Origin of the sequence: Pseudomonas yamanorum, assembly GCF_900105735.1 — a bacterium.
GTDB classification, from domain to species: domain Bacteria; phylum Pseudomonadota; class Gammaproteobacteria; order Pseudomonadales; family Pseudomonadaceae; genus Aquipseudomonas; species Aquipseudomonas yamanorum.
In genome coordinates this window covers 2,860,291-2,875,821 of record NZ_LT629793.1, presented here as the reverse complement: position 1 = coordinate 2,875,821, position 15,531 = coordinate 2,860,291, and the positions used below count along the sequence as shown (strand labels likewise).

General features: G+C 61.6%; 12 protein-coding genes and 1 riboswitch. Of the genes, 6 read left to right on the top strand and 6 right to left on the bottom strand.

Going from position 1 to position 15,531, the window contains the following annotated elements; all coding sequences use genetic code 11:
- Nucleotides 1-69 precede the first annotated feature (69 nt).
- Both msbA and hldE read left to right on the top strand, forming a co-directional pair.
- Complete coding sequence (msbA, locus tag BLU46_RS13690) at nucleotides 70-1,875, top strand: lipid A export permease/ATP-binding protein MsbA (protein ID WP_093202412.1); 1,806 nt, start codon at nucleotides 70-72, stop codon at nucleotides 1,873-1,875.
- Between the two features lie 129 nt (nucleotides 1,876-2,004).
- Nucleotides 2,005-3,426 (top strand): bifunctional D-glycero-beta-D-manno-heptose-7-phosphate kinase/D-glycero-beta-D-manno-heptose 1-phosphate adenylyltransferase HldE, encoded by a 1,422-nt coding sequence (gene hldE, locus BLU46_RS13685; RefSeq protein ID WP_093202409.1) that lies wholly within the window; start codon nucleotides 2,005-2,007, stop codon nucleotides 3,424-3,426.
- A gap of 117 nt (nucleotides 3,427-3,543) precedes the next feature.
- On the opposite strand, the gene BLU46_RS13680 is transcribed toward hldE, so the two are convergent.
- The 4 genes from BLU46_RS13680 to BLU46_RS13665 all read right to left on the bottom strand — a co-directional run bounded on the left by BLU46_RS13680 (nucleotide 3,544) and on the right by BLU46_RS13665 (nucleotide 7,027).
- On the bottom strand, nucleotides 3,544-4,512 hold the full coding sequence (locus tag BLU46_RS13680; RefSeq protein WP_063033413.1) for a hypothetical protein: 969 nt from the start codon (nucleotides 4,510-4,512) through the stop codon (nucleotides 3,544-3,546).
- 41 nt (nucleotides 4,513-4,553) lie between these two features.
- Nucleotides 4,554-5,366 (bottom strand): aldo/keto reductase, encoded by an 813-nt coding sequence (locus BLU46_RS13675; protein WP_093202406.1) that lies wholly within the window; start codon nucleotides 5,364-5,366, stop codon nucleotides 4,554-4,556.
- On the bottom strand, nucleotides 5,363-6,538 hold the full coding sequence (locus BLU46_RS13670) for an NAD(P)/FAD-dependent oxidoreductase (protein WP_063033411.1): 1,176 nt from the start codon (nucleotides 6,536-6,538) through the stop codon (nucleotides 5,363-5,365). The genes BLU46_RS13675 and BLU46_RS13670 overlap by 4 nt, the downstream gene beginning before the upstream one ends.
- Before the next feature lie 153 nt (nucleotides 6,539-6,691).
- Complete coding sequence (locus BLU46_RS13665) at nucleotides 6,692-7,027, bottom strand: DMT family transporter (RefSeq protein ID WP_003209492.1); 336 nt, start codon at nucleotides 7,025-7,027, stop codon at nucleotides 6,692-6,694.
- 102 nt (nucleotides 7,028-7,129) lie between these two features.
- On the opposite strand from BLU46_RS13665, the gene BLU46_RS13660 reads away from it, so the two are divergent.
- Nucleotides 7,130-8,020, top strand: coding sequence for a LysR family transcriptional regulator (locus tag BLU46_RS13660; RefSeq protein WP_017478316.1), 891 nt, complete (start codon nucleotides 7,130-7,132; stop codon nucleotides 8,018-8,020).
- A gap of 23 nt (nucleotides 8,021-8,043) precedes the next feature.
- The gene (waaA, locus tag BLU46_RS13655) at nucleotides 8,044-9,321 is read left to right on the top strand and encodes a lipid IV(A) 3-deoxy-D-manno-octulosonic acid transferase (protein WP_093202401.1); all 1,278 of its coding nucleotides are present in this window, start codon (nucleotides 8,044-8,046) and stop codon (nucleotides 9,319-9,321) included.
- Nucleotides 9,322-9,440: 119 nt separating this feature from the next.
- Here the strand turns inward: waaA and BLU46_RS13650 are convergent, their stop codons facing one another.
- Nucleotides 9,441-10,880 carry a TolC family outer membrane protein gene (locus BLU46_RS13650; RefSeq protein ID WP_063033408.1) on the bottom strand — a complete coding sequence of 480 codons (1,440 nt, stop codon included), beginning with the start codon at nucleotides 10,878-10,880 and terminating at the stop codon, nucleotides 9,441-9,443.
- Nucleotides 10,881-11,076: 196 nt separating this feature from the next.
- Nucleotides 11,077-11,182: riboswitch (TPP riboswitch) on the top strand.
- 145 nt (nucleotides 11,183-11,327) lie between these two features.
- On the opposite strand from BLU46_RS13650, the gene thiC reads away from it, so the two are divergent.
- Nucleotides 11,328-13,232, top strand: a complete 1,905-nt coding sequence (gene thiC, locus BLU46_RS13645; RefSeq protein WP_008439122.1) for a phosphomethylpyrimidine synthase ThiC — start codon at nucleotides 11,328-11,330, stop codon at nucleotides 13,230-13,232.
- 136 nt (nucleotides 13,233-13,368) lie between these two features.
- Nucleotides 13,369-14,658 carry a putative hydroxymethylpyrimidine transporter CytX gene (gene cytX / locus BLU46_RS13640; RefSeq protein ID WP_093202397.1) on the top strand — a complete coding sequence of 430 codons (1,290 nt, stop codon included), beginning with the start codon at nucleotides 13,369-13,371 and terminating at the stop codon, nucleotides 14,656-14,658.
- Here cytX and BLU46_RS13635 read toward each other — a convergent pair.
- On the bottom strand, nucleotides 14,627-15,373 hold the full coding sequence (locus BLU46_RS13635; protein ID WP_093202392.1) for an RsiV family protein: 747 nt from the start codon (nucleotides 15,371-15,373) through the stop codon (nucleotides 14,627-14,629). The genes cytX and BLU46_RS13635 overlap by 32 nt on opposite strands.
- Nucleotides 15,374-15,531 lie beyond the last annotated feature (158 nt).

Here is a 15,531-nt window from a genome sequence, read left to right as displayed (position 1 = left end):
GTGCTGCGTGCAAGTACAACAGAGAAGCTGTGCTAAAGTCAGCCTCCTTTTTCAAAACCGCCGCGTGATATGACCGACTCCAGTCCGAGCGCAAGCCCTTCGAGCTTGAAAATATACTTCCGTCTGCTCAGCTACGTTAAGCCTTATGCCGGCTTGTTCGCGCTGAGTATCGTCGGCTTTCTGATTTTCGCGTCGACCCAGCCGATGCTGGGCTACATCCTCAAGTACTTTGTCGATGGCCTGTCCAACCCTGAAGCGGTGTTGTTCCCCACGGTACCTGGCCTGCGGGACCTGCAACTGCTGCAGGCCGTGCCGCTGCTGATCATCCTGATCGCCGCGTGGCAGGGCCTCGGCTCGTTCCTGGGCAACTACCTGCTGGCCAAGGTTTCCCTGGGCCTGGTGCATGACCTGCGGGTGCAACTGTTCAATAACTTGCTGACCTTGCCGAATCGCTATTTCGACAATCACAACTCCGGGCACCTGATTTCCCGCATCACCTTCAACGTGACCATGGTCACCGGTGCGGCGACCGATGCCATCAAGGTGGTGATTCGCGAAGGCATGACGGTGATCTTCCTGTTCGCCTCGCTGCTGTATATGAACTGGCGCCTGACCTTGGTGATGATTGCCATCCTGCCGTTGATTGCAGTGATGGTCAGCACCGCGAGCAAGAAATTCCGCAAGCAGAGCAAGAAGATCCAGGTTGCCATGGGTGACGTCACCCACGTCGCCTCGGAAACCATCCAGGGCTACCGCGTCGTGCGCAGCTTCGGCGGTGAGGTGTATGAGCAGAAGCGCTTCCTCAAGGCCAGCCTGAGCAACACCAACAAGCAACTGCGCATGACCCGTACCGGCGCGATCTACACGCCGGCGCTGCAACTGGTGATCTACAGCGCCATGGCGGTGCTGATGTTCCTGGTTCTGTACCTTCGCGGTGATGCTTCTGCAGGTGACATGGTGGCCTACATCACCTTGGCCGGCCTGTTGCCCAAGCCGATTCGCCAGCTGTCCGAAGTCAGCTCGACCATCCAGAAAGGCGTAGCCGGTGCCGAAAGCATTTTCGAGCAGTTGGACGAGGATGTAGAAATCGATCGCGGCACCATCGAGCGCGACAAGGTCAACGGCCGTCTGGAAGTGCGCAACCTGAACTTCACCTACCCGGGCACCGATCGCCATGTCCTCAAGGACATCACCTTTACCGCAGAGCCCGGGCAGATGGTTGCCCTGGTGGGCCGTTCGGGTAGCGGCAAGTCGACCCTGGCCAGCCTGATCCCGCGTTTCTACCACCACGAGAGCGGTGAGATCCTGCTGGATGGCGTGGAAATCGAAGACTATCGCCTGCTCAACCTGCGTCGGCACATCGCCCAGGTGACCCAGCACGTGACCCTGTTCAGCGACACCGTGACCAACAACATCGCCTACGGTGACCTGGCCGGTGCACCGCGGGCCGATGTCGAGGCGGCGGCGGCCGATGCCTATGCCAAGGACTTCATCGACCAGTTGCCCAAAGGCTTCGATACCCAGGTCGGCGAAAACGGCGTGCTGCTGTCCGGTGGCCAACGCCAGCGCCTGGCCATTGCCCGGGCCCTGCTCAAGAATGCGCCATTGCTGATCCTCGACGAGGCGACCTCGGCGCTGGATACCGAGTCGGAGCGCCATATCCAGGCGGCCCTGGACAAGGTCATGCAAGGCCGCACGACCCTGGTGATCGCCCACCGCCTGTCGACCATCGAGAAAGCCGACCTGATCCTGGTGATGGACGATGGCCGGATTGTCGAGCGCGGTACCCACGGCGAACTGCTGGCGCAAAACGGTTATTACGCCCGCCTGCACGCCATGGGCCTGGACGCGCCGATCCCGGCCGACATCACCTGAAGTGCCGGAGTGAGGGGCCTGGCCCCTCACTCCATTACCCTCGCAACATCTTCTCTGCACACCCCGACAAGCCTTTGACAACCCTGTGGTAATATCGCGCCCCTGTTCATTTTGTATGTGGGTTGCTCCATGAAGTTGTCCATGCCGCGATTCGATCAAGCCCCTGTCTTGGTGGTCGGCGATGTCATGCTCGACCGTTACTGGCATGGCGGTACCTCACGGATTTCCCCTGAGGCACCGGTACCGGTAGTCAAGGTCGAGCAAATCGAAGACCGTCCAGGTGGCGCTGCCAACGTTGCCCTCAATATTGCCGCTCTCGGCGCCCCGGCCTCCCTGGTGGGTGTGACCGGCGACGACGAAGCCGCCGACAGCCTGGCTAACAGCCTGCGGGGTGCTGGTGTGCGTGCGTTGTTCCAGCGCATTCCCCACCAGCCGACCATCGTCAAGCTGCGGGTCATGAGCCGGCACCAGCAATTGCTGCGTATCGATTTTGAAGAACCCTTCGCCACCGACGCCCTGGCCCTAAGCGCCCAGGTTGACGAGTTGCTCGAAGGCATCAAGGTGCTGGTGCTGTCCGACTACGGCAAAGGCGCCTTGAGAAACCACCAGATGCTGATCCAGGCCGCCAAGGCCCGGGGCATTCCGGTACTGGCGGATCCCAAGGGCAAGGACTTCTCGATTTATCGGGGCGCGAGCCTGATCACGCCGAACCTCAGCGAATTTGAAACCATCGTCGGCGGTTGCGTCGATGAGCACGAGTTGGTGACCAAGGGTGCCAAACTCATGGCCGACCTCGACCTGGGCGCCCTGCTGGTGACCCGTGGCGAACACGGCATGACCTTGCTGCGCCCTGATCACCCTGCGATGCACCTGCCAGCGCGCGCCCGTGAAGTGTTCGACGTGACCGGTGCCGGCGACACAGTGATTTCTACCCTGGCGGCCTCCATTGCCGCCGGTGAAGAGTTGCCCCACGCAGTGGCCCTGGCCAATCTTGCAGCGGGCATTGTGGTTGGCAAACTGGGTACGGCTGCCATCAGCGCACCTGAGCTGCGCCGCGCCATCCAGCGTTCCGAGGGTTCGGAGCGTGGTGTGTTGAGTATCGAACAACTGCTGTTGGCAATTGACGATGCCCGTGCCCATAAAGAGAGCATTGTCTTCACCAATGGTTGCTTCGACATCCTTCACGCCGGTCACGTGACCTACCTGGAGCAGGCGCGGGCCCAAGGCGATCGCTTAATCGTGGCGGTCAACGACGATGCGTCAGTCAGCCGCCTGAAAGGGCCTGGTCGCCCGATCAACAGTGTCGACCGTCGCATGGCGGTACTGGCGGGCTTGGGGGCGGTGGACTGGGTGATCAGCTTTGCCGAGGGGACACCGGAAAACTTGTTGGCTCAGGTCAAGCCGGATGTGCTGGTCAAGGGCGGTGATTATTCGATCGACCAGGTGGTCGGTGCCGATATCGTCAGTGCCTACGGTGGCAAGGTCAAAGTGCTGGGGCTGGTGGAAAACAGCTCGACCACCGCGATTGTGGAAAAAATCCGCAGTAACTGATTGTGGGAGCGGGCTTGCTCGCGAAAGCGGTGAATCAGCGGGCAGATGCGGTGACTGACACACCGCATTCGCGAGCAAGCCCGCTCCCACATTTGACTGCCGCGACCTGGCGTCCGGTTACGGGTTGGCTTTTTTCTTCGGCACGATCTTGCGCAAGATCTGCCGCGCCTTACCCGTCAAACGCTTTAATTTCGACTCTTTCTCTGGCGCACTCAATCCTTGCTGGCGTAGCCAATCCTTCCAGCGGATCCGCTCATCACGCACCACCCAGCCTTCCTGTTGGGCAAAGCTCTCTGCCAGATACAACCCTCGCGTACTCGCCGGATACAGCTGATCCTTCTTCAAGGTATACAGCTCTGCACACGGCTGTCCGTCCTTGAGCGGCATCAGGTACAGGTCCGGGCGTTGCCGGTCCAGGCGGGCCACCAGTTGGTCACCCTCCAGGCGCTCGTCCACATGAAACAGGCTCAGGGACTTTGCTTCCTTGGGCACTTCCAGGCGCAAGTCATAAATCAACTGAAGCGAAGCCGTCGGCAGGTGCACGTAAGCCCGTGGCCGTTCAATCAACTGCATGGTGGCGCAGCGCACCGGGCGCGCGGCCCCGGACAGCGGTGAGAGACGAAACGGCAACGCTTCGCGGTAGTGCAGGGCAGACGAGTAGGGGGCCGGAAGCCACGTGTCGTTGAAGCGCCCGCCCAGCCAGCCTTCCGGGGTTTCCAGCAGGCATTCCTCGGCGATTTCCTGGATGGCGGTGTGCAGTGGCAGGTTCAGTTCGTGGGCCGGCACATAACCGGAGATCAGCTTGAGCACAACGTCGCCACGGTCTTGCCGACGCTGGCGCACCAGCACCCAGTAATCACGGTTCTGCCAATGCAGCGTCAGGCGCACCGAGACACCAAGGTTGGCCAGTTCCAGCACGAAACGCTCAGTGTCTTTCACCTCCACCGGCTTGCGCCGCTGCAGGGTCTGGGCGAAGTTGAGCGGCATGCCGACGCTCTGGTAACTCAAGCCTTCGGGCGTGGCTTCGACATGCAGCGGCAGTGTTTTAAAGTTACTCGGGTTTTTTCTAATGAGCGTTCGCGCCATGTCGGCTCCTTCTTGCGTCGGGGTCGGCCGCGTCGGCGGCATCAGAGTTGGCGAATGACCTTGGCAGCGGTCGCTACGTTATGGGCGAGGTGCAGCGGATTAATGGTCCCGACAATAGCACTGGCGACGCCGGTTTGCGCAAACAACAACATGAAACTGGCGTAAATTGGATCCACTCCTGATTCCAGGCAGACATGGCCACTGGCTAGTGCCTTTTTCACCAGGATGCCTTTGCCGTGGGCGGCCGCATAATCAATGACGGCTTTTTCGGCCTGTTCGTTCAGATTGTAGGTGACCATGGCGCAATCGCCTTGTTCCAGAGCCTTTACGCCGCCCTCTACGGTTTTGCCGGAGAAGCCGAAACCACGGATCTTGCCCTCACGCTTGAGGACCGCCAGGGTCTGGTAAACCTCGCAGTCGTTGAGGATGTGCAGGTCGTTGCCGTCGGAGTGCACCAGCACCAGGTCGATAAAATCCGTTTCAAGTCGTTTCAGACTGCGCTCCACTGAAAGCCGGGTGTGGGCCGCGCTGAAATCGTGATGGGACACTCCCTCGGCGAACTCCTCACCCACCTTGCTGACGATCACCCATTCCTGGCGCTGGCCGCGCAACAGCGGGCCCAGGCGTTCTTCGCTGCGGCCGTAGGCGGGGGCGGTGTCGATCAGGTTGATGCCCAATTGCCGGGCCTGGCGCAGCAGCATCCGCGCGGCATCGTCATCGGGAATCTGGAAGCCGCTGGGGTATTTCACCCCTTGGTCACGCCCCAGCTTGACGGTGCCCAAACCCAGCGGCGAAACCAGCAGGCCGGTACTGCCCAGCGGGCGATGAAGGTCATGCAGGGTCGGCAGGGTCATGGCAGCAGTTGCTCCCAGGCAGGTTGGGCGATGGCGGGTTTTGGCAGTTCGGGGAGCGTTTCCGTGGCACTTGGCTTGATGCCGTCACGTTCCAGTGCGTTGATCACCCGATCAGCGAAGTCCGGCGCCAATGCCAGCTTGGTCGGCCATCCCACCAACAGGCGATCCTGCTCGGCGAGGAAGGCGTTGTCCGGGCGGGTCAGGCCAGATTGCAACGGTTCGGCGCGGTCTACGCGCAGGGTTGCCCACTGTGTTTGGCTCATGTCGATCCAGGGCAGCAGCTGCGCCAACTCCTTTTGTGCGGTGGCGATCTGCTGTTCCGGGGTACGGGCGACACCTTCGGCCTCGGCGATATCACCGCCCAGGTACCACACCCAATTGCCATCGGCGGCGGGGTGCGTGGTCACGGTGATGCGTGGCTTGGTGCCGCCACCCAGGCAATGGGCATAGAGCGGCTTCAGGCCGGGGCCCTTGGCGATGATCATGTGCAGCGGTCGGCGTTGCATGGCGGGTTGGCTCAGGCCCAGGGCGCTGAGCAAATCCGCGGTGCCGCCACCGGCGCTGAGTACGATACGCTGGGCGCGGATCTCGCGGCCATCGACCTTCAAGCCTGCCAGCGTGCCGTCTTCCATTAACGGCTCGATCTTCTCCCCGGCGAGCAAGCCGTCACCGGCCAGTTGCGCCAGGCGTTCGATCAGGCTCGGGACATCGATCACCAGTTCGGCCAGGCGGTAGACCTTGCCCTTGAAGCGGCGGTCTTGCAGGGCCGGTGGCAGGTCATCGCCCTTCACTTGATCCACGCGGCCGCGCACGGCCTTGCTCGCGAAGAAGCTGGTGAGGTTGCCGGCGATGGTGCCCGGCGACCACAAATAGTGGGCTTCGGACAGCAAGCGAACACCGGAAAGATCCAGCTCGCCGTTGCCCGCCAAGGCTTCGCGCCAGCGGCGGGGCATGTCGGCGATGGCTTCGGAGGCGCCGGTCAGGGCACCATGCAATGCGTATTTCGCACCGCCGTGGATGATCCCCTGGGACTTCACGCTTTGCCCGCCACCGAGGGTGGCGCTTTCCACCAGTATTGTGGAAAACCCCTGGCGGCGCAGGCGCGCATTGAGCCAGAGGCCGGCAACTCCGGCGCCGACAATCAGAACGTCGGTGGAAATAACGGATGGCATGCAGCGACCTCAGTGTTCAAGACAGGCTGCGCAGTATACAGGCTCATGAAGTGAATCTTCGCCCCAACGCTCCCTAATGACAGGCGCACCGTAGGAGCTGTCGAGTGAAACGAGGCTGCGAGTTTCAGCCTCAGTTGAGCCTCATGTGAACGCTCAGTGCCCGGCCGTTTTCGAGAACAACTGAATCACCACCACCCCAAGCACAATCAGGCCCATCCCCAGCATCGCCGGGATATCCAGTTTCTGCCCATAGATAAACAATGCAGCGATGCTAACCATGACAATGCCCATCCCGGCCCACACCGCATATGCCACGCCCACCGGTACGGTGCGCACCACCAGCGTGAGCATCCAGAAGGCCACGCCGTAGCCGACGATCACCAGCAATAGCGGGATCGGCGTGCTGAACCCCTTGATCGCTTTCATGGAAACGGTAGCGATCACTTCCGAGCAGATGGCAATGGCCAGGTAATAGTAGGCGGCGTTCATGGGTAAATCCTCGGTACAGGGTCGCTTGATTAGGTCGGCATTCTAGAGATTTACCAGATGCGGTAAAGTCATTACCTATCCGATTTAAAGATGGGTTGAGCCATGAGCGTGCAGTGGAATCTTGAGCAAATGCGCCTGTTTGTCAGTGTCGCCGAGCAGCGTTCGTTTTCGGCGGCGGCGCGAGACCAGCGCAGGGCGCAGTCGGCGGTCAGCAGCGGAATTGCCCTGTTGGAGGCAGACCTGGGTGTGTGTCTGTTCGATCGCAGCAGTGGCCGTCAGCCCCGATTGACCGAGGCCGGCACGGTATTGCTCGAAGAGGCGCGGGAGGTCTTGCGCCAGTGCGAGCGCCTGAATGGCCGCGCCTTGTCGTTGATGCGTGGGGAGGAAGCCTGCCTGCGCCTGGCCCAGGATGAAGCCATGCTCTATCAGCCGGTGCTTAATAGCCTGGAAAGATTGGCGGGAAAATTTCCGAATCTGGAGGTGCAGCTTTCCAGCAGTGCTCAAGGCGATGTCGCGCGCAAGCTGGTGGAGCGCAAGGCGGACTTGGGGATGTTGTTCTATCACGATCAAATCCCCGAAGCTCTGGAGCGTCGGGTGGTGGGCAGCGTTGAAATGGTCACCGTGTGCGGCGTCGGGCATCCCATGGCCAAGGAAGCGTTCGTCGATTGCCAGCGGCTGGCGCAGTATCGCCAACTGTTGATGTCCACGCAGACCAGCGTTTACCCCGGCAGCGAGGCCGCGAGCCCGCAGGTATGGCGCGCCGACAGTTTCTACGTGTTGGCGGAATGGCTGGCCCGCGGCCTGGGTTGGGCGTGGTTGCCGCGGCATGTGGTGCAGTACCCGACCTACCAGAACCAGATGGTTGAACTGAACAGCGAATGGACCCCGCCGGCGCTGGTGGTGGAACTGGTGTGGCGCCGCGATGAGCCCCTCGGCCCGGCCGCGCGTTTCTTCGCCGAACGTTTTGCCGAGTGCTTGCAGGCGATCGACTGAAAAAGCCGATAAACTCCGCCGCCATGAATAGAACTCTCTACAGCTGTCTGTTTTACCTGGCGCTGCCGTTGGTGGCTTTACGTCTGTGGCTGCGCTCACGCAAGGCGCCGGCTTATGCCAAGCGCGTGGGTGAGCGCTTTTCCTACGGCTTGCCGGTGATGCAGCCTGGCGGGATCTGGGTGCACGCCGTGTCAGTCGGCGAAAGCATCGCCGCCGCACCGATGATTCGTGGCCTGCTGGAGCGTTATCCACAGCTGCCGATCACCGTCACCTGCATGACGCCCACCGGTTCCGAGCGCATCCAGGCGTTGTTCGCCAACGAACCGCGCATCCAGCACTGCTACCTGCCGTACGATTTGCCCTGTGCGGCCCAGCGTTTTCTCGATCGTGTGCAGCCGAAACTGGCGGTGATCATGGAGACCGAGCTGTGGCCCAACCATATACACCAATGCGCCAAGCGCGGGATCCCCGTGGCATTGGCCAATGCGCGCTTGTCGGCCCGTTCGGCCAGGGGTTACGGACGTTTCGCCAAGCTGACCGCGCCGATGTTGGCGGAAATGAGCCTGTTCGCCGTCCAGACCGAAACCGAGGCCGAGCGTTTTCGCAGCCTGGGTGCACGGCCCGAGACGGTCGAGGTCACCGGCTCGATCAAGTTCGACCTGACCATCGACCCGCAACTGCTGGAGCGCGCCGCCGCCTTGCGTGAGCAATGGCAAGCCAGCGAACGCCCGGTATGGATCGCCGCCAGCACCCACGAAGGCGAAGATGAAGTGGTACTCGCTGCCCATCGCCAGTTGCTCGCCAGTTATCCCAATGCCTTGCTGATTCTGGTGCCACGCCATCAAGAGCGTTTCAACCCGATGTTCGAGCTGTGCCAGCAGCAGGGTTTCGCCACGGTGCGTCGCTCCAGTGGCGAGGCGGTAACGGCGCAGACTTCCGTGTTGCTGGGCGACACCATGGGCGAGTTGCTGTTCCTGTATGCCTTGGCCGACAGCGCCTTTGTCGGCGGCAGCCTGGTCGCCACGGGCGGGCATAACCCGCTGGAGCCGGCGGCGCTGGCCAAACCGGTGATTTGCGGGCCCCACGTGTTCAACTTCCTGGAAATCAGCGCAATGATGCGCGACGCCGGCGCGTTGCAGGAAGTGGACGATGCCGAGGGGTTGGCGGTGGCGGTGCAGCGCTTGTTCGAGCTGCCGCAGGACGCGCAGAAGATGGGGCAGGCGGGGCTGGCGGTGATGCGCGCCAATCAGGGGGCGTTGAAGCGTTTGCTGGATGGGTTGGGCAGACTGCTTAACCCCTGACAACACAAAATCAAATGTGGGAGCTGGCTTGCCTGCGATACAGGCACCTCGGTACATCAGTCGAACCGAGGTGATGCAATCGCAGGCAAGCCAGCTCCCACATTGTTTATGTGTTGTCTTTAATAACCCGGGTTAGCCTTCAACTGCTCCGCAGCCGCCTTGGCCAGGTCCGGTGGCAGGAAGTCCTTGTCCGGGTTGTAGTCTGCCTTCAAATACCGCGCCAAATCCTGCAAGTCCCCGGGGTTCAATGTGCCCGCCGCCTGCTTCAACCGCAGGTTGTCGAGGATGTAGTCGTAGCGGCTGTTGTTGTAATTGCGCACCGAGGTGTACAGCTGGCGCTGAGCGTCCAGCACATCGACGATGTTGCGCGTACCCACCTGGTAACCGATTTCCGTGGCTTCCACCGCGCTCTGGTTGGAGATGATCGACTGACGGCGCGCCTGCACCTGCTCCACATCGGTGTTCACCGCGCGGTGCAGGTTACGGGTGTTTTCCACCACCTGGCGACGCAGGCCTTCGCGCTGCTGCTCGGTCTGGCCCAGACGGGAATAGGACTCGCGAACCTGCGAGCTGGTAAGGCCGCCGCTGTACAGCGGGATCCTCAACTGCAAGCCTACGGTGCGTTGCGACACGTCACCGTGATACGGCTGGCCGAAAGCGCTCGGGTTACTGAAGCCCAGGGCGTCGTTGTCACCTTTTTCATATTGCGCCACGGCATCCAGGGTCGGCGCGTGGCCGGCCTTGCGTTGCTTGAGGGTTTCCTCGGCGGCGGTGACCGCGTAGTTGCTGGCCAGCAGGTTCAGGTTCTGGCGGCCGGCGGTTTCGACCCAGGCCTTGGCGTCGTTCGGCGACGGCGGCAGCACCGGCAGCGTGTGAACGATGCCCTGGATCGAGTTGTACTGGCGGTTGGTCAGGGTGATCAGCGCTTCGAAGGCGTCGTCCACCTGGCGCTGGGCCAGGATCCGGTTGGCGCGGGCGGTGTCGTAGCTGGCCTGGGATTGCAGCACGTCGGTCTTGTCCGACAGGCCAACGTCAAAGCGTTCATTGGACTGGTCCAGTTGGCGCTTGAATGCGGCTTCTTCGGCCTTGGTCGAGGCCAGGTTGTCCTGGGCACGGAGTACGGCAAAGTAGTTTTCGGCGCTTTGCAGGATCAGGTTCTGTTCGGTGGCCGAGAGTTGCAGTGCAGCCTGTTCATTGACTGCTTCGGCGGCTTGCAGCTGGAACCACCGATCAGCGCGGAACAGCGGCTGGCTCAAGGTCGCACGCCAGGAATGGGCGTCGCGGTTGACCGTGGCGGCGGGTTGGTCCAGCTGGGTGCGCACATTATTGATGTCGGCACCGGCCGAGAGGTTCGGCAGCAAGCCGGCGCGGGCCTGGGGCACCACTTCTTTCTGCGCGCCGTATTGGGCGCGGGCAGCGGCCAGGTCGGCGTTGTTGTCCACCGCTTCCTGGTAGACGCTGACCAGGTCGGTTTTGGTCGTCAGGGGCGCTTCAGCTGCCCAGACCAGTCCGTTGGTCGCACAAGACACGGCGAGAGCCAGTGAAAGTTTGCGCAGCATGAGGCGATCCCTAGAGTAAATATTACGGCGATAATTTGGAGCCCAAGGCTAAGGCGGCCCATTCCTGGCGTCAAGACCTTGAGCAGTCACCGAGTGTAGTGGCGCTATCACGGCACAACAATCCTGTAATTACGCCATTCATCACGATGAATACACCGCCGTTGGCAATTTGCCTGCTCCATGGTCTAGACTGGCCGCGTTCTTGTCGGGGTGCCTTGTTGGAAGGCTGAGATCGGTAAATACCGGATCCCGTTGAACCTGATCAGGTTAGCGCCTGCGTAGGGAACAAGATTTCTCGTCACCCGGCGAGTCCTCTTGTGCTTCGTCCGGGATGTTGTTCGACAATCGAACAGCCCGTGCGCCGAGCACAGCACTGTCACAGTGCGTCCATCCGTCACAGGTTCGCTCCGACAAAAATCCACCACCTGGATAGTTGGAGAGCCCGTGATGAGCATCGAATTAAAAAGCCAAAAATCAAAAAACACCGTGCACTTGAGCGAATCGGCCAAGGTCGACTCCGGTTCCGTGCAGCCGTTTACCCGCTCGCAAAAAATCTACGTCCAGGGCACCCGTCCGGATATCCGCGTGCCGATGCGTGAAGTCAGCCTTGATGTGACCCCCACCGACTTTGGCGGCGAAATCAACGCGCCCGTGGTGGTCTACGACACCTCAGGCCCCTACACCGACCCGAATGTGATCATCGACGTGCGCAAGGGCCTGGGCGATGTGCGTTCGCCGTGGATCGAATCCCGTGGCGACACTGAGCGCCTGTCGGGCTTGAGCTCGCACTTCGGCCAACAGCGCCTGAGCGATGCCGAGCTGACCGCGCTGCGCTTCGCCCACGTGAAGAACCCGCGCCGCGCCAAGGCCGGGGCCAACGTCACCCAAATGCACTACGCCCGCAAAGGCATCATCACCGCCGAGATGGAATACGTTGCCATCCGCGAAAACATGAAGCTGGAAGAAGCCCGTGCCGCCGGCCTGCTGGACCAGCAACACGCCGGCCACAGCTTCGGCGCCAGCGTGCCGAAAATCATCACCCCGGAATTTGTGCGCGAAGAAATCGCCCGTGGCCGCGCGATCATCCCGGCCAACATCAACCACACCGAGCTGGAACCGATGATCATCGGCCGTAACTTCCTGGTGAAGATCAACGGCAACATCGGCAACAGCGCCCTGGGGTCGTCCATCGAAGAAGAAGTGGCGAAACTGACCTGGGGTATTCGCTGGGGTTCGGACACGGTGATGGACCTGTCCACCGGCAAGCACATCCATGAAACCCGCGAGTGGATCATCCGCAACTCGCCGGTGCCGATCGGTACCGTACCGATCTACCAGGCCCTGGAAAAAGTCGGCGGCGCCGCTGAAGACCTGACCTGGGAGCTGTTCCGCGACACCCTGATCGAACAGGCCGAGCAGGGCGTCGACTACTTCACCATCCACGCCGGCGTGTTGCTGCGCTATGTGCCGCTGACCGCCAAGCGCGTGACTGGCATTGTCTCCCGTGGCGGCTCGATCATGGCCAAGTGGTGCCTGGCGCACCACAAAGAGAACTTCACCTACACCCATTTCGACGAAATCTGCGAAATCATGAAGGCCTACGACGTCAGCTTCTCCCTGGGAGATGGCCTGCGGCCGGGTTCGATTGCCGACGCCAACGACGCCGCACAATTCGGTGAACTGGAAACCCTCGGCGAACTGACCAAGATCGCCTGGAAGCACGACGTGCAAACCATGATCGAAGGCCCGGGCCACGTGCCGATGCAGCTGATCAAGGAGAACATGGACAAGCAGCTGGAGTGCTGCGACGAGGCGCCGTTCTACACCCTCGGCCCGCTGACCACCGACATCGCGCCGGGTTATGACCACATCACCTCGGGCATCGGGGCGGCGATGATCGGCTGGTTCGGTTGCGCCATGCTCTGCTACGTCACGCCGAAGGAACACTTGGGCCTGCCGAACAAGGATGACGTAAAGACCGGGATCATCACCTACAAGATCGCAGCGCATGCGGCGGACTTGGCCAAGGGGCATCCGGGGGCGCAGATTCGTGACAACGCATTGAGCAAGGCGCGCTTCGAATTCCGCTGGGAGGACCAGTTCAACCTGGGCCTGGACCCGGACACGGCGCGTTCGTACCACGACGAAACCTTGCCGAAGGACTCGGCCAAGGTCGCGCATTTCTGCTCGATGTGCGGGCCGAAATTCTGCTCGATGAAAATCACCCAGGAAGTGCGTGAGTACGCGGCCAACCAGCGCATTGAAGCGGTGGATGTGGACGTGGCCAAGGGACTGGCAGAGCAGGCGGAGCGGTTCAAGCAGGAAGGTAGTCAGCTGTACAAAAAGGTCTGAACCCGATGATCGTTCCCACGCTCCGCGTGGGAATGCATCCCGTGACGCTGCGCGTCACAAAAGCGGACGCAGAGCGTCCAAAGCGGCATTCCCACGCAGAGCGTGGGAACGATCATGTCCCTCTGAGATAGCACCCTTGAGCATTCAACCCAGCACCTATTCCCCAGACATCGCAGTCCCCTTGGACAAACGCGTCTTCGGCGCCCGCGATCTCTTTTCCCTGTGGTTCTCCCTGGGCATCGGCCTGATGGTCCTGCAAACCGGCGCGCTGTTGGCGCCGGGACTGGGCCTGTCCGGCTCGTTGCTGGCGATCTTCCTCGGCACCCTGGTCGGCGTACTGCTGCTGGCCGCCGTCGGCGTGATTGGCAGCGACACCGGCCTGTCGTCCATGGCCGCTCTGAAACTCAGCCTCGGCACCAAGGGCGCAAGCCTGCCGGCGCTGCTGAACCTGCTGCAACTGATCGGCTGGGGCTCGTTCGAAATCATCGTGATGCGCGACGCCGCCAGCCTGTTGGGCGCCCGCGCGTTCAGCGAAGGCAGCCTGCTGACCAGCCCATTGTTCTGGACCCTGGTATTCGGCGCCCTCGCGACCTTGCTCGCCGTCAGCGGTCCGCTGACTTTTGTGCGGCAGATCCTGCGTAAATGGGGCATCTGGCTGCTGATGGCCGCCTGCCTGTGGCTGACCTGGAACCTGTTCGCCAAAGCCGACCTGGCTGCACTCTGGGCTCAGGCCGGTGACGGTTCGATGCCATTCGCCGTGGGCTTCGATATCGCCATCGCCATGCCGCTGTCCTGGCTGCCACTGATTGCCGACTACTCACGCTTCGGCAAACGCGCGAAAAACGTGTTCGGCGGCACGGCGCTGGGTTTCTTTATCGGTAACTTCTGGCTGATGAGCCTGGGCGTGGCCTACACCCTGGCGTTTGCGCCGAGCGGTGAAGTGAATGCGTTACTGCTGGCATTGGCCGGGGCTGGCCTGGGGATTCCGCTGCTGCTGATCCTGCTGGATGAATCAGAAAACGCCTTCGCCGATATTCACTCGGCGGCGGTGTCCAGCGGGATTCTGTTGCGCTTGAAAGTCGAGCACCTGGCGTTGGCCATCGGCGTTATCTGCACGCTGATCGCCTGCTTCGCGCCGTTGGCGCAGTACCAGAACTTCCTGCTGCTGATCGGCTCGGTGTTCGCGCCGCTGTTTGGCGTGGTGCTGGTGGATCACTTCATCCTGCGCCGCCGTGGCCATGGGGTTGCCGCCAACCTGCGCTGGCCAGCATTGCTGGCGTGGCTTGGAGGGATCAGCACCTATCACCTGCTGGCGAATCTGTACCCGGATGTCGGCGCGACCCTGCCGGCGCTGGTGCTGGCAGGGCTGTTGCACTTCATCCTGGGCCGGGCCTTCAGTGGCGTGCGGGCACCAGCTCAGGCTTGATCACACCGGTCAGGCGCGCATAGGGGATGGTCATCTCGATCAGCCCCAATGCGTAGGGCGCGATGGTGGTCACGTTGTACTTGAGCACCACGCCATTGCTGGTCAGCGCCACATTCGGGGTTTTCTGGAACGGCCAGTTCTTCACGAACTCCGGGTCGCGGTCCATCTGCGAGTTGATCAGCCAGTTGTTGTGGGCGACTTTGGCGGTCTTCCAGAATGCATCTTCCTGGCCCGGCAACAGCATGTCGGTCAGGCTCAGCTCTTTGTGCAGCAGGCGTGAATAGTTGATGAAGCCGCGGCCCGGCTCGCCGTGGGCGGTGCCGGTGTCCAGATAGCTGGACACTTCGATGATCACCAGTCCGTCATGCTGCTCACGTACCTTGGCCTGCAAGTACATGCTGTTGCGGTCAGGGGACTCACGCAAGAACTTGTCGCGGTAGGCGTTCAGGGTGGCGGGCATGCTCTGGCCTGGCGAGGTGCGGGCCATCTGCAGCAGGCGCTGCTCGATGATCTGGTCCAGCTGCGGCTCGGACGGGAAGTGCACGGTGTCGATATTGACCAGCGGGCAATCCGGGCTGCTGCAGCCGGGTTTGATCTGCTCGGAGGCGTCGGCGGTGGTGTCCAGCGGCTTGAGATAGCTCGGTTGGAGCAGGCTCTGGCAAGCACCCAGGGTCAAGGCGATACAGGCCACGGAGGCGATTTTTAAAAGCGACATGTGTGTCCTTCATAAATCGAGGAAAGGTGAAAATGTGGAGCTTCGACTCCCGACAAGGCAGTCAGTTCGCCACTAAGCTGATTAGAGTGAGTTTGACGCCCGCCGTCTATCCCGGCAACCGGAAAGGGGCTGCATCAAGGGGCTCGAGCGCGTTAGGA